Below are 19,326 nucleotides of genomic sequence, written 5' to 3' on the forward strand. Positions count from 1 at the left end.
TAATTTTTAGGTGTCTGTTACGAATCTTATGGTATTCTTATTATATAGATTGATTATTTTCATTAGCTACATAAGGACAAGAATGTGAAACCTTCTTATCAAGCTAGAAAGTTAACACTGCAAGAAAAATTACTTGCTCAATCCGTGTTTGGCGATAAAATAAATTACAACATACCTAGAATAATCCCTAGGACATTTCTTCCTTGGCAGCTAAAAGGTATGTTCATGGCTCCCAATGGCAACATTTATATAAATTCATCAGATTACAGTGAAAATTACGCATTAGAGTCGAAGTCCATACAAGGTCTTTTCATACATGAAATGGCTCATATCATGCAATATCAGAATGGTACTAATGTGCTTCTAAAGGGAGCAATATTACAAATCGCTTATTATTTGAGTTTTAAGTTATACAACCCGTACAAATATGTTTTTCATCATGACAAGTCTTTTGATGCCTATAACATTGAGCAACAAGGGGATATCGCTCGAGATATTTGTTCAGGTCTAATACCCAATATAATTTGTAAACCTGATATTAAGCTATAATTAATACCTGATTAGCCATCATCTTTCCCTCTTCTTATCGGGATGACTTTTGCACCAGTTAGAAGATTGATTTCTTTTTTTAACTCGTATAACTCATATAAAAGTGAAACCTCACGAACTAATGCTGCTTCTAATTCTTTACTACACTGATCTAATTGTGATTTCAATTTCTCTATTTTATTTTCCTGAACATTTACAACTAATATCTGTTGCTCAGAAGCAATTTGAATAGCAACTATTAAATCAGCAAATATTGGGCGAGACCTTTTTATACTCCCTTTACCTCTACCAGCTTCAAGTGAAACTGCATCATTCGTGATCTTAGTTCCTTTTGGAACCCGCAAAGGGCTATCTTTTTTCAAACGCTCCAGTGCTTCGTAATAGTCTAAAAATGAGTCTGTCATGATTCCTCACCTTGCATATTTAAAATTTTATTTTTTGTGGTATTCAATATCTCTAAATGTGAGATCTCAGTCCGGTACTCCAAGGATGTAATATCTAGAAAACTAATCATTTTCTGTTGGGCTTTGATTACACGCTCTAATTTAGGTAAGTTGACAACCAAATGACGACAATTCTCTGTTAAACAATTTATTTGAAGCCAATTTAAAGCGATTTGATTACATGATCCGACCTTTGTACATCCACCTACAATAGTCTCTTTATAGGCTAATTCCCCTTTTTTGAATCTATTTATTGTTTCTTTACGATCAACAAGTAGTACACCATCCTTATCTTTAAGCCGATGTTCGACCCAATGAGCATGTCCACCATATAGAACATCCTTCGATAATAGAACATTAAAAATATAACTTAGGGATGAAGATTCAAATTGACCATCTTGCCATTCAAGCCCAAAGTGCTTTTTATCATCATTTATAAAATCCTTTGCGAATGAAGAACCTTTTGCATAATAACTTGTCATTTCATTGGTTATGTGTTGTAACTGCCTTCGAAGAGAGGGTAGGGAAACTAATCCTGAACGGTGAGCATATAAAGCCAATGAACGTCTAAGCTGATGTGTCGTAAGACTCCATTGAAATCCTATTTGGAATTTTTCCTCTGCACGCCAAGCCCTATGTGGATCCAGCTGTTCTAACTCATATAGATCTTCTTCTTCAATATTCGGGACAATTCCTTTAAATTTTCTAGAACCATTTAATAATAAATACGCGGTTGAAAATTGGTTATGTTTGCTTACTATAGGTTTGGTAGTAAACCCCAAATAACTACTAGAAATGTATAGCGGATGATTATTAGACAAATCCAATATATCATCCTTAATAGTTATCCCTTGTGTAAGATAGATTGCTGTTGCAACTTTTTGAGCTATTTGTACTGCTCTAGCTCCATCATAGTTAGTTACCCACTTTGTTCTATGAACCTTCCCACGATTAAACTTTGTCGTTCTACCCCTAATTACATAATGAGCCTGAGCATTCGAAACTATTTTCTCTACGCAATTAAAGGGCAAAGTTTGAGCTTCTTCATCACGCATTCCTGTAAACACTTGGATAATTAGTTTTGAAATTCTCTGAACATCTGTAAGAGCAGCACTCAACTGCTTTAAAGTAAATTTTTTAGTTTGGTGTTCTACAAAGGCTACAAGAGCCTTTGATGCTTTAGCTTTAATATTAGATGTATTTTTACGCATCAGTCTAAAGTGATAGCATTCTAAAACCAAGTCAAGATGCTCATCTGCAACTTTTTCCCAATTATCAAGGTATTCAAGTAGGTTACTTATTATCTTGGAATAAATTCTTGTTGGAATTGGGGGATGCTGCTTTAAAGTATTTCTATATTGTTGGTTATTTCGATATAGTAATTTAAATACTTCTTTACCAACCACACTAATATTTAATCGACTTTCTCCAGTGTCAACTAACACCAATAATCGTAATAAAGAGGATAGCGTTTCAATCAACCATCCAGAAGAATTGTTCCGAATAAAGCTCAATAATAAATCTTGATTGCCTATTATTGCTTTTATTGTTAGAGACTCATTCTCAGCATATTGAGCTAGTGCTTTCATCACTGTCAAATAATTTCTTAATGTTCCATTACTTAAAGGGGCTTTATTCCGCATCCAAATAATTAAGAAAAAAACATGCTTCATTTCACCTACTAATTGTTCTCGTTGATAAGTTACTTCACCATGTTCCCAATATTTAAAAATCAGGGGATCTAGTTTTTTGTCAGGATGATAAACTGAGAAATCCCATACTAAATCTCCATAGGTGGATATGACCGTTCCATCTTTTAATCGGCTAACAACAAAATTGCTTGATGGAAGGCAAGTATTTTCGAGATTAAAAGCTTCGGGTGCATAGGAATTAGCAGGCAACTCTATTTGGGCTTCAGCAAAAAAATTCATATAACAACTCCTAATTCGATGAGCATCTCTAGCTTTCTTCTCCAATAAGTCTCTAGCTCTCCTTCTTCATCTACCTCATATCGTATTTTTTCTAACAGACCTTTATTGCGCTTCTCTATCTCAGTGACAAAAACATCAATTCGTTTAAGAATGGGCTGAAGTAAATTTTCATGTGTCTCTTGATCTCTAGCAAGATGAGCTATTTTTCTTACACAATATCTACAACTTAATAATTTTCTAATATCAATTTCATCTACATGAATTTTGAATTTATCACAAAATAGACAACCCTCAGGCTCAACACAATTAGATGTTATAGATATCTTTTTGCTAATAGACCTCGGCTCCCCCAAGGATGAACATCCTCCAACAGCACTTAACGTTATATTCTTATTTTTCTCTCTTTTATCTTGCACAACATTAGATACTTGATTTAAGAAATTTGACATTTCTTCCCAATGCTTCGTTTCAGACCCAGCAATATAAGAAGCCAAAACTGTTTTTTCAGAATTCTGCAAAACCAATGCAGTGGTTGAGATATCAGTATTACGGATAAGCCAATCACTCTTAGCAGCTCGCCATTGTCTAGCGTGAATTTCTTTTAAATAAGGATCTATCTTTCTTAATGATCTATAAAAAGAGTGTAATGTGCCCCTAATTTGAGAGGGGCTACCTAAACCTCGTTTCCCCAACTTAAAAAACAGCCACTCACAAGTTTGATTTTCCAATAAAAAATCTCTTAATTTCAGATATCTTTTAAAGATTGGCATAAAACCTGAAGACAATTCAAAGTAACATTCTTTTCCGCCAGATCTCCATTTTATTGTTCTAAAAAGTTGTCTTTCATTGTTAATTCGGTAATTTTTTGACCACGTTAAATCGACTAACTGGGCCCAATTCATTCCTGTTTCAGCTAAAAAAAGCACAATAAATGCATTTTGTGCGACTGTTGCAACGTGCATTCGTTGACTATCTTTATAATTAGAGTTTGCAACATCAATATTATTTTGTGCATCTATAATGATTTTTTTATCGCCTCGTAAAGAGTGGCCTCTCAATATTTTGATTTCATCTATAGTATTAAGTTGTCCAGTAAGATAATTAAAACCAAAACATATTTTGCGTTTAATAAAGGCATCTTCTGGATGCTTAAACCACGTTTCAGCAGGAAAAAGCCAAAGAGAATTATTTGGAAGGTTAAGAAACTCAGGAAGATATAACTTATAAGGATAACTTTTTTGATCTAGTACTAGCGAACCTATTCCATCGAATAAAGCTGTGCACAATGCTAATAGTCTTGTTTGAGCCTGCTCACATGGTGGTTGTGTTGCTGTACTTATATTGGACTTTGATTTAAATACAAACAATCCATGACCAAAGTTATCTTCACCAAAAAAATTAGATAAAAATTTTATTGCTAATGTAAGTTGTCTTTCTGCATGTTTTAACGAAATTTCGTTTCGAAGAAATTTATCCCGAAGAAACTGTGAATATACTTTTAAATTATTATATGCTCTATCCGAACTATCTAAGACATCATGTAAATGACTTTCATCAGCCCATCTCATAAAGGCTATAAATCGACTAACTGAATCTATAATAGTTTCTACTCTAAGACCACTGTAGCTAAGTTGATCAGAAACAATAGTAATCAGTCTTTTAACTTGATCCTTACGAGTTTGACTTAACGATTGTAGCTGAACTAGTCGCCCACTTTTATGATATCTTGCAGTACCTTGTTTATAATCCTTTTGAGGCTTAGCTATTAAATAGCACAAAGCACCTATGTCAACAGATCTCCCATTTGAAAACCTTATTATAACTTCTTCTGGATTTAATAAAGCTTCATTCATGTTCAATGGAAGATCAATTATTTTAGTGGATCTTGTATTATATGAAATTGATTTTTCAATTATTTTTATTGATTTTGTACTAAGTTTTTTTCTTAGATCTGAAACTTTTAACCTATTTTTTTTGAGACTAAAACTATCATCATCAAAAAAAGTAGATAAAATATTCATAACAGATGATAGTTGTAAGGTGGTATGTTTCAATGAAATCTCTTTATGCAAAAATCTACTAGTTAAATATTCTGAATAAAAAGTCAAAGTGCTATTTGCACTTGCAGAACAAGCCAGTACATTATGAAATTTATTTTCATCGGCCCATCTCATAAAACTTATGAACCGACTGAAATTATTATTTATAGTTTCAACACTTAGATTATTAAGTTTAAGTTGATTGGAAATAAGGTAAATGAGTTTTTTGACTTGACTCGTACGAGTTTCACTCAATGATTTCAATTGAACTCTTCGTCCACGTTTTTGATAGTTTGTAATCTTTTTATTTTTATATTTTAAAGGATCAGCTTGTAGATAACATAAGAAACCGATATCAAGTGATGCTCCATTAGGAAATACTATTATAATTTCTTCAGGTTTTAAAAGGGCAACATTCTCTTCTAATGGCATGCTAATAATTTTAGTTGATCTAAACTGGTAATTAATTGACCTTGTATTGTTTTTAACGATCTGAGGTTTTAACTGATTACTAAAATCTGCTGTTTTTAAGTCTTTAATGCCATAATTAAACTTGTCTTGTTCAAAAAAAATAAATAAAAACTTCAAGACTCTGGCTTGTTGGGTATTAAAATGTTTTAAAGAAATATCACCTTTAGAATATCTGTTGTTAAGAAATTCTGAATATGATATAAAAATTTTCATTGAATTTTTATAATCTTCCAAAATATTATTGAATTTATTTTGATCGGACCACCGAATAAAAGATATAAAAGTATCAACTAAATTTTTGACAGTTACTGATTTTTCACTACCGAAATTAAGTTGATCAGAGATGATTTTGATCAACTTTCTAATTTGATTTCGCCTAGAATCAATAAATGACTCAAGTTCGACTAATCTTCCAAAATGTATATCCTTGATTCCTAGTCTTTTATCTTTAGCAGTTTTCAAATAGCATAGTGATCCAATATCAGCTGTTTCACCATGAGGGAATTTTATAATTATCTGCTCAGGATTTAATAAAATTTCGTTTATTACTAATGGTACATCAATGATAATAGTAGGTCTTAACTCTAAACTCATAGTTTATTCATCTCCAATTCTGCCTGAATTAAACGGACCAAATGTTGGTCATACTCAGTAGCAATTCTTCTCAGCAGTTTTAAATTGCTTCTGTATTGAAGATATAAATCTGTGGTAGTTGAAGATTCATGGCACATTCTAATTTTGACAAACTCCCTTGCTTCATTGAGTGATCTTTCACCTTTAGAAACTAATTCCAATTGAGTATCTGTCAAATTCATTCCATAAGAAGCCCTAAGATCATGAAACTTATAGTTAAAGTTCGGAGTGTCAAATCGCTGACGAATTAATGGAACTACTTTTTCAGTAATAAATTGGCGAACAGCCTGTCCATTTTTAGCATGATGTAAAGAGAAGTCTTTATTAAAACGTTGTAAATCTGCTTTAGACTGATAAAAAGGAGTACCTTTAGAGCTGAGAAACAAATATTGATTCTCAGTGTTACCATTTACAGCTTTTTGCCGCCTTTTTTGAGCTCTTAGGCTCAGTGCATATGTATGTAACTTTTGATAAAACCAGAGGGGGACATGCAAAACTATTTTTTTATTATTCTTTGTATCTATCCCTGTTCCTGGACCAGCCGGGATTCTGACTTCAAATAAATTAGGCTTATCAATTTCGGTCAAGACATGATGAAGCTGTAACGTAAGAATTGTTTGTATTCTTGCGCCTGTTAATAAACTACACAAATGAATAAGAGTCATCTCAGTATTAGCTAAAGTGAGTAGTGCTTCTAACACCCACTCTTGCTCTTTTATTGGCAATGGTCTCAATTGTCCACCATCGACAAGAGTATCAGAATAAGGATTATTATTGTTGATTGCTTTAATTGAAATATCTGTAGATTTTACTTGTTTACTATAACTTATCCCATATTGATTTCTTAATTCAATAAGCCGATCTGACTCTTTCCACATAGGAAACTCTGGCATCAAAACACCTTCCGCATGGAGCCATCTATAAAATGCAATAATGGAACTCATTCGTCTTCGAGCAGTTGTTACTGCAACGTCATCTGCATCAATAAGCATTTTTAGATAGGATCTATAGCGATAAGTTGGTCGATTCAACTTGTTTTTTGGGAAATCCATCCAATTAATTCGGGAATCATCTAAGAATTGACGAAATGCTACTAAATCACTTGCAAGACTTGCGTAAGTAGACATAACAACTTTTAGACTGTTTTTTATTTTCGAAAGCAAAAATATGTTAGCTTCAGCCCAGGGAATATTCTCTGAATCCATCACTACTGGATACAAATTGAAAGTAACTGGTGAAACTATCTGTGTTGCCCCAAGTACTTCATCATATTTAAAATCTAGCTGTTCAATAGCAGAAATAAAATATTCTATTCCGTTAGCTGATTGGACTTTAGTGGCTCTCTCTGTATCAGCGGTTGTAACCTTGGTCTGAACAAATGTAGAAAAGGTAATTTTTTTTGCTTTTTTAATCATGAGTGAAGCCAATCAGAAATTTATAAATTATTCTTAAATTACAACAAAATATCTTATCGTCAACTGGAGTATTGAATAATAATTAGGTTGTCCATTTTCTATGTACTTAAAGTTGTTGTCAATTTAATCGCTACTTGTAAGTACGAGTTCATGAATAAAAATACCTTGTAAGTCTATAGACCCTTTCGAATAATCTAAATAAAAATATTGTTGATGTACGAATAGATGGCCATTTGGTGCAATAAAAATATTGATTGGCTGCCAAGGTAGGTAGGGGATATTGAAAATTTTTATTGCATGATAATTGATGAGATGACCAAACACAGATTGAGCAAGTGTTATTTCGTTAGATGTCAGCCCTCGGTAGCTAAACTCACGCATATTAAAAAAAACAATCAAAAATGATATGGCAAGTGAAGGAATATTTTGAATCGCCTTAATGAACTTCATCTGATTAAATTTTATTTCACCATTTGCTTGATTGCTACAATAGCAAATAGTGACAAGCGAATCTTAAGTTTTTGAACTGTACTTGTTTTATTGAATATGCTAGCGCTCAACTTTTGAGCTATTTTATTTTTATAAATATTACATTTTTTTCTTTATAATCAAAATAATAGTAATCATTCTGTGAAGATATTCTTATAAAACATTATTTTGAGTAATGATTTCCATCCTTCGGATTCTTTATCTGAATCGAGATTGTTGATTGAAACCTAGTGTAAAATGCCTAATAATTAACACTTATTTATAAAAAGTGCTTAGTAGTATGAGAAAAATAGAATAGCAATGCTTGCATAGTGATCTAGGGGAATACTTAAAAAAACTTCAATATGATCGAGTGTTGGTGAGAGAAAAATTCAAAATATGAACCTTTTTATAGCCTCATTTTATGATTCTAAGTGTTGGTGTTTGATTGGGTTAAGGCCAATAAAGTTAGGGTGTTATCATGGGTGTTTTAGTTCAAAATAATCAAAATTCAACTAATAGTCAGTTTATGCCACAAACATTAGCAGATGCACATCTGCTTTTGACGAAATCACCTTGTATGATTTTTTTACCAAAAGAGTTGAGAGCACACTTTTTAAAAGAACGGCAAAAACAATTTATAACCATAGCAAAACTGGGTTGGCCACTGCTTGTGTGTATGTTAGTTGGTGAAATTACCATTGCTCATGTGTTTTATCGTGGGAGTTTATTAGGGCAAGATCATGTTATTTGGGATAATCATTTTTTTACTTGTGCTGTTGTCCTTTTTGTTGGAGTTGTATTTGCACATATTCCTAAGATGGCATCAAGTTTTCAGATCTGGTTAGGGTTGTTAATCGTTATTGTTTTACTGGATAAACTTTATATCGCTTTAGCGCTGAAGAATATTCAACTCGTGCAATATCATATGGGTGCAACCATTATGATTGTTGTCATTGATATGCTAGCTTTACGTCTGACGACAAGCGTAGCGACCTTTTCTTGTTTAACTGCTGGTTTTTTTGCGTGGTTTGCAGCGCATAAAAATTTAAATTCTTATGACCTCTATATTCTTTTATATTTTTTTACGACAGTTGCAATCTGTGGTGCAATTGCATTGTTGGTAGAAAGACAAGATAAATTATTATTTTTACATAAAATTGTACTTTTACATCAAGTTGAGGCGCAAGAGGATATTAATAATGAACTTTCGCTACTTTCTCAGATTGATGGCTTATCTGGGTTAGCAAATCGCCGTTATTTTGATGAAATATTGGAGCTTGAGTGGAATCGAGGTTTGCGTGATAAAATGATGCTATCCATTATTTTCATCGATATCGACTACTTTAAAATATATAACGATACTTATGGGCATATTGCAGGGGATGAATGTATCAAAAAAGTGAGTTCAGCATTAGGCTCAATTGTGATTCGATCAGCAGATTTGATTGCTCGTTATGGTGGTGAAGAGTTTATCGTTTTGCTACCAAATACTGAATTAGAAGGAGCAATCCATATTGCTGAACAAATGCTATCTGTTGTCGACCGTGCCAAAATCCCGCATAAGGGTTCTTTAATTTTAGAAAATATTTCTGTCAGCATAGGTGTAGCAAGTTGTATTCCGCTTAAATCAATCCAAGCAACAGATTTAATTAATGCAGCAGATATGGCACTTTATCAAGCAAAATCTAATGGTCGTCATCAAGTGTGTGGTGGTCGATGATTTTTAATATGTTGATTTATTTGTTATTGATTTTTAATTAAAAAATAATTTGGATTAGAATTTTAAGGAAAAATTGATATGGTTTTTGTGATTATTCAGAAAATAAAAAAACCTCAGTTAGAACTGAGGTTTTACAACAACTAAAATAACCACTGCAAATAAGATCAGGGTTGGCATCTCATTAAAAAAACGCCAGAACTTGTGTGACTTATAATGGGCATGACCAATCAATTTTTTACGATAATAGCCGCAAACAAAATGATAAATCACCAATAAACCAACCAAACCAACTTTAAGATAAAACCATAAAGCATCATGATAATGTCGGGTTGCATCGCCCCAATCAACAAGAAAGTGAGCGGTAATTAAGGTTGCAATCATAGATGGCCACATAATACCGCGATACAACTTACGTTCCATCACTTCAAAGCGTTGATGACTCACAGCATCTTCACTCATTGCATGGTAGACATACAGGCGTGGTAAGTAGAACAATGCAGCGAACCAGCAAACCACAGCAATAATATGTAATGCTTTTACCCACAAAAAAGCATCAGAAGGTGCATCCATTGATAATCCTCAGTGGGGGCGAGGGTGTGTTGATATTTCAGCTATGCTTGCGTTATAGGCTAAAACGACTTAAACAAGGCATGGAACGTAGGCAATGGTGACTCCATTGCCAAGTTTCATAACGAAGTTTAGGGAAGTTTTAGTCATAACCCTTCGGGACAGGGATATTTTTTGCTGCTACTGCGTTATGTCTTATTCACTTAGAATGACTAAGTTTCATAAGTCATGCCTTGTATTAGCTAAAAATATCCTCTGTCGCAAGCATCTGTGAAATGTCAACGGACCCTCTACGCATCCCACTTCTTGAAAATAAGGCAGGCGTTTACACCGCCAAAGCCGAAACTGTTACTCATTACAGTATTCAGTTTTGCATCTCGTTTTTCAAGTACAATATCAAAACCTTGTGCACCTTCATCCAATTCAGTGACATTAATATTGGGCGCAATAAAATCATTCTGCATCATCAATACCGAGTAAATCGCTTCTTGAACACCCGCAGCACCTAAGCTATGACCTGTCATTGATTTGGTTGAGCTTAATGCAGGTACTTGACCTTCGCCAAATGCACGCTCCATTGCTTTCAATTCAGTGACATCACCAGCAGGTGTTGAAGTCCCGTGAGTATTAACATAATCGATATGCTCAACGCCGTGTTGTTTTGCTTCCTCAAGTGCTAATAGGATACAACGTGTTGCACCTTCGCCACTTGGTGCAACCATATCAGCACCATCACTGTTCGCTGCATAGGCAACTATTTCAGCCAAGATGTTTGCACCACGTGCTTGCGCATGTTCAAGTGATTCGAGTATGACGAAACCTCCACCACCAGCGATGACAAAACCATCACGATCTGCTGAGTAAGGGCGAGAAGCTGTTTCAGGTGTGTCGTTGTACTTTGCACAAAGTGCACCCATCGCATCAAACAATAAGCTTTGTGACCAATGATCTTCTTCACCGCCACCAGCAAGCATCAGGTCTTGTTTACCGAGTTGGATCAAATTATAAGCATAGCCAATCGCATCCGCAGATGTTGCACATGCACTGGTAATTGAGTGGGCAACGCCTTGAAGTTTTAAAGCAACACCAACGTTAGCAGTAATGGTGTTACTCATATTACGAGGCACAAAGAAAGGGCCAATTTTACGTGCGCCTTTTTCTTCTAGGAGCTTGACCATTTCTGTAACAGAAGCTGTTGAGTTACCGCCACTGCCACCTGCAATCCCATAACGAGGATTATTGGCTAAATCTTCTTGTTTAAGACCTGCATGTTCTACTGCTGCAATCGCTGCATTATAGGCATACATGGCACATACACCCATAAAGCGCTTAATTTTACGGTCAATACCATCAAAATCTTGTTCAGCAGCAGCACTGACATGACTTTTAAAATTTAATTCGGCATAAGTTGGGTTAAAACGTGTTCCTGAGATTCCATTTTTTAAAGAATGAGTGACCTCTTCTAGAGAGTTACCGATACATGAGTTAATGCCCATACCAGTGATTACAACACGTTTCATTTACAGATCCCTTTTATGGTAATACAAAGCCTTGTGCAGATCGCTATCAGTACAAATCAGGAGAAAATAACGATTTAATTGGCTTATGAGTGAATGACTCCATGATAGCAGAAAGGTTTTTCATTTCTTATGGCAAATTTTATGTCTATTTCTAGTTGTGTAAATATTCGTAAATCTAGGTGGTATTGAGACAAAAGGTAATGAAAGTGCACAGATAAAAGTTGAGATAAATTTGCATTCAACCTAGTATTTACCTAGAGATGCACAGATTATAGAACAGAGGTACTTGATGACAAAATCTAAAAACAAGCAATCTTCAGGTTTATTTACCCAAGCCTTTGGAGTGGCTAAAAAGCTCAGTTCCGAATTACAAAAACTTCAAACTGCTCCTAAAACTTTAGCAGCAGAGCTTGGAGATTCATCTCATACGATTGAAGGAAAAGCACGCTTTAAAAGTCCTTTTGAAATAGAACAATATGAAAGTCCACAAGAGATGTTACGTAAACAACTACCCAAATTGTCTCATCAACTTTTAGGCCGCCACTATACTAAAGTGAATAATGTTGCATCTTTCATTTCACCAGATATGGGGGAGAAAGTTTCTGACTATCTATTCCAGTGGTTAAATGAGTTTAGTTCTAACATGTCACTGACAGAAAAAATTCTTGAAGAAGCTGGTGTCAAAGATATTGCAGAATTGACTCAAGATACAGGACGTTCTCAGCGTTTAAGCCAGGCATTGATTGAGCAAAATAAATTGCTTGCTGCAGCTCAGGGTATGATCACAGGTGCAACAGGGGTTTGGGGTGCTGCGGTTGATATTCCTGCCTCAATTGTTTTAGCACTAAGAACAATTTATCAAACAGGGCGCTCGCATGGGTTTGATTTGGAAAATGAAGCTGATCAAGAAGTTGTTGCTTTTATTTTCAAAGAAATTGATTTAGGCATTGTGGCAGAAAAGCAAACCTTATTACTTGCTTTAAAAGCATTTAAGTCAATGCTGGGCACACATGACTTGCAACAGTTTCAGCAGTTGCTTGGGTCAAGTAATGATATTGAGCTTATAAAAAAATGGTTGGTTGATGAAGATGGACAATTTAAATGGGGATGGTTAAATCATATTCCTCAAGCCTCGGTGATTGGTAAATTAACACCAGTTGCAGGTGCTGCTTTAGGTGGGTTTTATAGCTGGCGACTGCTCGAAGATGTTGGGCATAAGTCACAATCTGTTTTTGGTGCAGCACGTTTCTACTTAAATGAATATCCAAATGAAAACCTTTCACCTTTAGACGCTTATTATAAAGCTGAAACATTATTAAGAAAACCAAGCCCAAGATTGCTCAATTCAACAGAAAGTACAAATCCAGCAACTCTTGTTGATGAAAGCAAAAATGATGTGATTACCAATGTCTCAGTGCAAGCCAAAGAAGATGCGATCAAAGAATTGCAGATGGACGAGAAAGTAGAACAGGGGATTCAACAACTTGCATCACAACATGTAGTTGAACATCAACACTCTGAACAGCAACCTGCTTTAAAAGTTCAACAAGATGAATTAATTCGTGCAAATGAATCTGAGATAGCTGCTGAACCCAAAACAATAGATATGGAACCAGCATCCACAAAACATAGTTAATTTGTTTATCGGCGTGTTTGAAGCATCGAAAAAGTAACAAAACTGTAGAAATGGTCAGCACTTGCTTTATCTTGCAATGTTGACCATTTTTACTTCTTAGCTTACAATTGTGTGCCCTTAAAAAGAGGTGTTTTTCTTTTTAAGGTTGTTTAATAACGGGAGAATTGCCAAATGGCAACAACAAATCAGTTGATCCGTAAGGGTCGTACAACTTTGATTGAAAAATCAAAAGTTCCTGCGTTGAAGGCTTGTCCACAACGTCGTGGTGTATGTACACGTGTATATACGACTACTCCTAAAAAACCTAACTCAGCAATGCGTAAGGTTTGCCGTGTTCGCTTAACTTCTGGTTTTGAAGTATCAAGCTATATCGGTGGTGAAGGTCATAACTTACAAGAGCACAGTGTTGTGCTTATCCGTGGTGGTCGTGTTAAAGACTTACCAGGTGTACGTTACCATACCGTTCGTGGTTCTTTAGACTGTGCTGGTGTTAAAGATCGTAACCAGTCACGTTCTAAATACGGTGCTAAGCGTCCTAAGAAGTAATTCTAGGAAACTAGCCCAAGCAACCCTTTAGCGTTTCGCTTGTTTGAATTCTTCATAGATTTGTAATTCAAGCGACGTATAGTAAGGCCAGCGTAGCGTACATGACACTTGTACAAACTGCTGGATTATCCTGAAGTGTCATATTATTAGGTGTATTAAAATGCCAAGACGTCGCGTAGTCGCTGCTCGTGAGATCCTTCCAGATCCAAAATTTAGCAGCCAAACAATCGCTAAATTCATGAACCACGTAATGCAAGATGGTAAAAAATCTATTGCTGAAAGTATCGTTTACGGTGCTTTAGACCGCGTTCAAGAAAAAAACAAAGTTGACCCAGTTGAATTTTTCGAGACTACTCTTGAAAAAGTTCGTCCTATGGTCGAAGTAAAAGCACGCCGTGTTGGTGGTGCTACTTATCAAGTACCTATGGAAGTGCGCCCATCCCGTCGTACTGCTTTAGCTATGCGTTGGTTAGTAGATGCTGCTGCTAAGCGTTCTGAAAAAACGATGGCTTTACGTCTTGCTGGTGAGTTGCTTGATGCAGCTGAAGGTAAAGGTTCTGCGATCAAAAAACGTGAAGACGTGCATCGTATGGCTGAAGCCAACAAAGCCTTCTCTCACTACCGTTTCTAAGCGGATAAAACAGTCCCTAATCAGGAGAATATTCATGCGTACAGCGGCTCGATTCAACATCGCTCTTTATCAAAGTGGGGGCTTTGCGGGTATTTAAGTTGCCTGCTTGAATATTTGTACGCATCAATTTAATTGATGCGTCCTGTTTTAAATATAACATTTAGGAATGCATAGACATCATGGCTCGCCAAACCCCAATTAGTAATTACCGTAATATCGGTATCTCTGCGCACATTGACGCAGGTAAAACAACTACAACTGAACGTATCTTGTTCTACACAGGTGTATCTCACAAAATTGGTGAAGTACATGACGGTGCAGCAACAATGGACTGGATGGAACAAGAGCAAGAGCGTGGTATTACAATTACCTCAGCTGCTACGACTTGTTTCTGGTCTGGTATGGGTAACCAATTCCAACAACACCGTATCAACGTAATTGATACACCGGGACACGTAGACTTCACAATCGAAGTTGAACGTTCTATGCGTGTTCTTGATGGTGCGTGCATGGTTTACTGTGCAGTTGGTGGTGTACAACCTCAGTCTGAAACTGTATGGCGTCAAGCGAACAAATATAAAGTGCCTCGTTTAGCATTCGTGAACAAGATGGACCGTACAGGTGCAAACTTCTTCCGTGCTGTTGAACAAGTTAAAACTCGTTTAGGCGGTAATCCTGTTCCTATCGTTGTACCAATCGGTGCAGAAGATACGTTTGCAGGTGTTGTTGACCTTATCGAAATGAAAGCGATTATCTGGGATGAAGCATCTCAGGGTATGAAGTTCGAATACGGTGATATTCCGGCTGACCTCGTTGATACTGCTGAAGAATGGCGTACGAAGATGGTTGAAGCTGCTGCTGAAGCTTCTGAAGAGTTAATGGACAAGTACCTAGAAGAAGGTGATCTTTCTAAAGAAGAAATCATCGCAGGTTTACGTGCTCGTACATTAGCATCTGAAATTCAAGTTATGCTTTGTGGTTCTGCATTTAAGAACAAAGGTGTTCAACGTATGTTGGATGCTGTGATTGAATTCTTACCATCGCCTACAGAAGTTAAAGCGATTGAAGGTATTCTTGACGACAAAGATGAAACTAAAGCGTCTCGTGAAGCATCTGACGAAGCACCGTTCTCTGCACTTGCGTTCAAAATCATGAACGATAAGTTCGTAGGTAACTTAACATTCGTACGTGTTTACTCTGGTGTTCTTAAACAAGGTGATCCGGTTTATAACCCAGTTAAATCTAAGCGTGAGCGTATCGGTCGTATCGTACAAATGCACGCGAACGAGCGTCAAGATCTTGAAGAAATCCGTGCAGGTGATATCGCAGCGTGTGTAGGTCTTAAAGACGTTACGACGGGTGATACATTATGTGATGAGAAGAACATCATTACTCTTGAACGTATGGAATTCCCAGAGCCAGTAATTTCATTGGCTGTTGAACCAAAAACTAAAGCTGACCAAGAAAAAATGTCAATCGCTTTAGGTCGTTTGGCGAAAGAAGATCCATCGTTCCGTGTTCGTACAGACGAAGAATCTGGTCAAACAATTATTGCTGGTATGGGTGAGCTTCACCTTGACATCATCGTTGACCGTATGAAACGTGAATTCGGTGTTGAAGCGAACATTGGTAAACCAATGGTTGCTTACCGTGAAACGATCAAAAAGTCTGTTGAGCAAGAAGGTAAGTTTGTTCGTCAAACAGGTGGTAAAGGTAAATTCGGTCATGTATATGTTCGTTTAGAGCCTATGGATGTTGAAGAAGCTGGTAAAGAATACCAATTCGCTGAAGAAGTTGTTGGCGGTACTGTACCTAAAGAATTCTTTGGTGCGGTTGACAAAGGTATTCAAGAACGTATGAAGAATGGTGTATTGGCTGGTTACCCTGTTGTGGGTATCAAAGCGACATTATTCGACGGTTCTTACCACGATGTCGACTCTGACGAATTGTCGTTCAAAATGGCGGGTTCTTACGCATTCCGTGATGGTTTCATGAAAGCAGATCCTATCTTGCTTGAACCAATCATGAAAGTTGAAGTAGAAACTCCAGAAGACTACATGGGCGATATCATGGGTGACTTAAACCGTCGTCGTGGTATGGTTCAAGGTATGGACGATCTTCCTGGTGGAACTAAAGCAATTAAGGCTGAAGTACCACTTGCTGAGATGTTTGGTTACGCGACTCAAATGCGTTCTATGTCTCAAGGTCGTGCGACTTACTCTATGGAATTTGCTAAATATGCTGAAACTCCACGTAACGTGGCTGAAGGCATCATTTCTAAATTCCAATCTGGCGGTAAAAAAGGTGACGACGAGTAATCTTTCGATTACTATAAGCCCAAACTAATTTCTAGTTAATAACCAGTTGCTCATGCAGTGACCCTGCATGAGTAGTTTAAAAAGGAAAATCAAATGGCTAAGGCTAAGTTTGAACGTAATAAACCACACGTAAACGTGGGTACAATTGGTCACGTTGACCATGGTAAAACAACTTTAACTGCTGCGATTGCAACTATTTGTGCAAAAACTTACGGCGGTGAAGCGAAAGATTACTCACAAATCGACTCAGCTCCTGAAGAAAAAGCACGTGGTATTACAATTAATACTTCACACGTAGAATACGATTCTCCAATCCGTCACTACGCTCACGTAGACTGTCCTGGTCACGCCGATTATGTTAAAAACATGATTACTGGTGCTGCTCAGATGGATGGTGCGATCCTTGTGTGTGCTGCGACTGATGGTCCAATGCCACAAACTCGTGAACACATCCTTCTTTCACGTCAGGTTGGTGTACCATTTATTCTTGTATTCCTTAACAAGTGTGACCTTGTTGATGATGAAGAATTACTTGAATTAGTAGAAATGGAAGTTCGTGAACTTCTTTCTACTTATGACTTCCCAGGTGATGACACTCCAATCATCCGTGGTTCAGCTCTTCAAGCATTAAACGGTAATGATGGTCCTTACGGTGAAGCATCAGTTCTTGCACTTGTTGAAGCGCTTGACTCTTACATCCCAGAACCAGAACGTGCAATCGACAAAGCATTCTTAATGCCAATCGAAGACGTATTCTCTATTTCTGGTCGTGGTACTGTTGTAACAGGTCGTGTTGAATCTGGTATCGTTAAAGTTGGCGAAACAGTTGAAATCGTTGGTATCCGTGACACAGTTGTAACGACTGTAACTGGCGTAGAAATGTTCCGTAAACTTCTTGACGAAGGTCGTGCGGGCGAGAACTGTGGTGTTCTTCTTCGTGGTACTAAGCGTGAAGACGTACAACGTGGTCAAGTACTTGCTAAACCGGGTACAATCAAGCCGCACACTAAATTCGATGCAGAAGTATACGTGCTTTCTAAAGAAGAAGGTGGTCGTCATACTCCATTCCTTAACGGTTACCGTCCACAGTTCTACTTCCGTACAACTGACGTAACTGGCGCGATCAAATTACAAGATGGCGTAGAAATGGTAATGCCTGGTGACAACGTAGAAATGTCAGTAGAATTAATCCACCCGATCGCAATGGACCCAGGTCTACGTTTTGCGATTCGTGAAGGTGGTCGTACTGTAGGCGCTGGTGTTGTTGCTAAAGTAACTGCATAATCGCTTAGAGTAATAAAAAAGCACCCCATTGGGGTGTTTTTTTATGTTTATTGTTCGACAATCTATCTGTAATAGTGTCCTAAACTGATACCTTGCTGTCCTAAACTGCACTTAATTCATTGCAATAAAACCGTAATATAAAACATAAGAAAATGAACAAAAGTACTAAGTGGAAATATTCCATTTAAAAGGAGTCAGCAGCATGAATGCTAAAGTAAATATTTCAAATCGTGCAGGTGCAAGTTTCCCAGTACGTCGTATGAATTTTGATTTTAATGAAGTTCCTGAATATTGGGTCAGTGGTTCTGCAGGTTTAACTCACTTTATGACAGGTTTATCTGCATTGTTTCCAGATGGTGAAAAACTCTTTATTGATTCAGTACGCGCTGTCCGTTATCACCCAGCGATTAAAGACAATGAAAAACTACAAAAAGAAATCAGTGCTTTTATTGGTCAAGAAGCCATGCATACCCAAGAGCATGTTAACTTTAATGCTTCAGCTCAGAAATATGGGCATGATGTTGAAACACTTGAACGAAGAACAGGTGTCGTGATTCAAACAGGTCGTAAACTATTTGCTAAATTGGTTAAGCCATTCGGTATGACACAAGAAATGGTGGATTTGACGGCAACTACAGCACTGGAACATTTTACTGCAACCATTGCTTCAGAATTATTGCGTAATCCGCATATTCAGGAATTAATGCAAGACAAGACAATGGAATATATGTGGTTATGGCATGCGGTAGAAGAAAATGAACATAAAGCGGTTGCCTATGATGTTTATGAAGAAATTTTTGGGCGTGGAGTAAAAGCATACGCACTACGTAATACCGCACTTGTTGTGTCGATGGTTGCAATTTTTCTTACGCAGTCTTCATTTGTTTTAAAGCTTTTGAAAGATGATGGAAAATTAAACTTCACCGAGTTAGGTATGATTTATCAATATGCGTATAGCCCATCTAAAGGAATTATCGCTGGAATGGTGGGCGAAATGTTGGCGTACTTTAAGCCAGGTTTTCATCCAAATGATCTAGATACAGTACAGTTATTGAAGGATTGGAAAGCAAAATTAGGTTTGTAATTTTGCTTTAGATCTCTAATCATATCGTTTTATAGAAGGGCACAAAAGTTGCCCTTTTTTTATTTTAA

13 protein-coding genes and 2 pseudogenes are annotated in these 19,326 nt (G+C 36.6%); 8 read left to right on the forward strand and 7 right to left on the reverse strand.

Features of this window, described 5'->3' with window-relative positions; translation table 11 throughout:
* Positions 1-78: 78 nt before the first annotated feature.
* A pseudogene (locus MMP60_RS04340) lies at positions 79-549 on the forward strand (hypothetical protein); the annotation flags it as partial.
* Positions 550-560: 11 nt separating this feature from the next.
* Here MMP60_RS04340 and MMP60_RS04345 read toward each other — a convergent pair.
* The 5 genes and pseudogenes from MMP60_RS04345 to MMP60_RS04365 form a co-directional block, all read right to left on the reverse strand.
* Positions 561-953, reverse strand: coding sequence for a hypothetical protein (locus MMP60_RS04345; protein ID WP_241335125.1), 393 nt, complete (start codon positions 951-953; stop codon positions 561-563).
* A complete protein-coding gene (locus tag MMP60_RS04350) occupies positions 950-2,923 on the reverse strand; it encodes an integrase (protein WP_241335126.1) in 1,974 nt (657 codons plus the stop codon). Before MMP60_RS04350 ends, MMP60_RS04345 begins: the two co-directional genes overlap by 4 nt.
* A complete protein-coding gene (locus tag MMP60_RS04355) occupies positions 2,920-6,027 on the reverse strand; it encodes a hypothetical protein (RefSeq protein ID WP_241335127.1) in 3,108 nt (1,035 codons plus the stop codon). Before MMP60_RS04355 ends, MMP60_RS04350 begins: the two co-directional genes overlap by 4 nt.
* The gene (locus tag MMP60_RS04360; RefSeq protein WP_241335128.1) at positions 6,024-7,481 is read right to left on the reverse strand and encodes an integrase; all 1,458 of its coding nucleotides are present in this window, start codon (positions 7,479-7,481) and stop codon (positions 6,024-6,026) included. The genes MMP60_RS04355 and MMP60_RS04360 overlap by 4 nt, the downstream gene beginning before the upstream one ends.
* Before the next feature lie 144 nt (positions 7,482-7,625).
* Positions 7,626-7,931: pseudogene (locus tag MMP60_RS04365) on the reverse strand (hypothetical protein); the annotation flags it as partial.
* Between the two features lie 499 nt (positions 7,932-8,430).
* Here MMP60_RS04365 and MMP60_RS04370 point away from each other — a divergent pair.
* A complete protein-coding gene (locus tag MMP60_RS04370; RefSeq protein ID WP_241335129.1) occupies positions 8,431-9,672 on the forward strand; it encodes a diguanylate cyclase in 1,242 nt (413 codons plus the stop codon).
* 117 nt (positions 9,673-9,789) lie between these two features.
* Here MMP60_RS04370 and MMP60_RS04375 read toward each other — a convergent pair whose 3' ends face one another.
* Together MMP60_RS04375 and MMP60_RS04380 are read right to left on the reverse strand one after the other, a co-directional pair.
* The gene (locus MMP60_RS04375) at positions 9,790-10,242 is read right to left on the reverse strand and encodes a CopD family protein (RefSeq protein ID WP_018680013.1); all 453 of its coding nucleotides are present in this window, start codon (positions 10,240-10,242) and stop codon (positions 9,790-9,792) included.
* A 287-nt stretch (positions 10,243-10,529) separates the two neighbouring features.
* Entirely contained in the window at positions 10,530-11,759 is a 1,230-nt protein-coding gene (locus MMP60_RS04380) for a beta-ketoacyl synthase N-terminal-like domain-containing protein (RefSeq protein ID WP_241335130.1), read from the reverse strand.
* Between the two features lie 289 nt (positions 11,760-12,048).
* On the opposite strand from MMP60_RS04380, the gene MMP60_RS04385 reads away from it, so the two are divergent.
* The 6 genes from MMP60_RS04385 (at position 12,049) to MMP60_RS04410 (ending at position 19,258) form a co-directional block, all read left to right on the forward strand.
* On the forward strand, positions 12,049-13,395 hold the full coding sequence (locus tag MMP60_RS04385; protein ID WP_241335131.1) for an EcsC family protein: 1,347 nt from the start codon (positions 12,049-12,051) through the stop codon (positions 13,393-13,395).
* A 171-nt stretch (positions 13,396-13,566) separates the two neighbouring features.
* Positions 13,567-13,941: a 30S ribosomal protein S12 gene (gene rpsL, locus MMP60_RS04390; protein WP_004638184.1), complete on the forward strand. Its 375-nt coding sequence runs from the start codon at positions 13,567-13,569 to the stop codon at positions 13,939-13,941.
* A gap of 160 nt (positions 13,942-14,101) precedes the next feature.
* A complete protein-coding gene (rpsG, locus tag MMP60_RS04395; protein ID WP_005190966.1) occupies positions 14,102-14,572 on the forward strand; it encodes a 30S ribosomal protein S7 in 471 nt (156 codons plus the stop codon).
* A 179-nt stretch (positions 14,573-14,751) separates the two neighbouring features.
* A complete protein-coding gene (gene fusA, locus MMP60_RS04400; RefSeq protein ID WP_241335132.1) occupies positions 14,752-16,890 on the forward strand; it encodes an elongation factor G in 2,139 nt (712 codons plus the stop codon).
* A gap of 93 nt (positions 16,891-16,983) precedes the next feature.
* Entirely contained in the window at positions 16,984-18,174 is a 1,191-nt protein-coding gene (gene tuf / locus MMP60_RS04405; RefSeq protein ID WP_241335133.1) for an elongation factor Tu, read from the forward strand.
* Between the two features lie 202 nt (positions 18,175-18,376).
* A complete protein-coding gene (locus MMP60_RS04410; RefSeq protein ID WP_241335134.1) occupies positions 18,377-19,258 on the forward strand; it encodes a metal-dependent hydrolase in 882 nt (293 codons plus the stop codon).
* Positions 19,259-19,326 lie beyond the last annotated feature (68 nt).

The sequence above is a fragment of the Acinetobacter sp. ANC 4805 genome, assembly GCF_022549495.1.
Classification (GTDB): Bacteria; Pseudomonadota; Gammaproteobacteria; order Pseudomonadales; family Moraxellaceae; genus Acinetobacter.

Bases quoted from the DNA above. Each gene is read 5' to 3' on its own strand.
- MMP60_RS04345 (WP_241335125.1), bottom strand. From the start codon at position 953: ATGACAGACTCATTTTTAGACTATTACGAAGCACTGGAGCGTTTGAAA.
- MMP60_RS04350 (WP_241335126.1), bottom strand. From the start codon at position 2,923: ATGAATTTTTTTGCTGAAGCCCAAATAGAGTTGCCTGCTAATTCCTAT.
- MMP60_RS04355 (WP_241335127.1), bottom strand. From the start codon at position 6,027: ATGAGTTTAGAGTTAAGACCTACTATTATCATTGATGTACCATTAGTA.
- MMP60_RS04360 (WP_241335128.1), bottom strand. From the start codon at position 7,481: ATGATTAAAAAAGCAAAAAAAATTACCTTTTCTACATTTGTTCAGACC.
- MMP60_RS04370 (WP_241335129.1), top strand. From the start codon at position 8,431: ATGGGTGTTTTAGTTCAAAATAATCAAAATTCAACTAATAGTCAGTTT.
- MMP60_RS04375 (WP_018680013.1), bottom strand. From the start codon at position 10,242: ATGGATGCACCTTCTGATGCTTTTTTGTGGGTAAAAGCATTACATATT.
- MMP60_RS04380 (WP_241335130.1), bottom strand. From the start codon at position 11,759: ATGAAACGTGTTGTAATCACTGGTATGGGCATTAACTCATGTATCGGT.
- MMP60_RS04385 (WP_241335131.1), top strand. From the start codon at position 12,049: ATGACAAAATCTAAAAACAAGCAATCTTCAGGTTTATTTACCCAAGCC.
- rpsL (WP_004638184.1), top strand. From the start codon at position 13,567: ATGGCAACAACAAATCAGTTGATCCGTAAGGGTCGTACAACTTTGATT.
- rpsG (WP_005190966.1), top strand. From the start codon at position 14,102: ATGCCAAGACGTCGCGTAGTCGCTGCTCGTGAGATCCTTCCAGATCCA.
- fusA (WP_241335132.1), top strand. From the start codon at position 14,752: ATGGCTCGCCAAACCCCAATTAGTAATTACCGTAATATCGGTATCTCT.
- tuf (WP_241335133.1), top strand. From the start codon at position 16,984: ATGGCTAAGGCTAAGTTTGAACGTAATAAACCACACGTAAACGTGGGT.
- MMP60_RS04410 (WP_241335134.1), top strand. From the start codon at position 18,377: ATGAATGCTAAAGTAAATATTTCAAATCGTGCAGGTGCAAGTTTCCCA.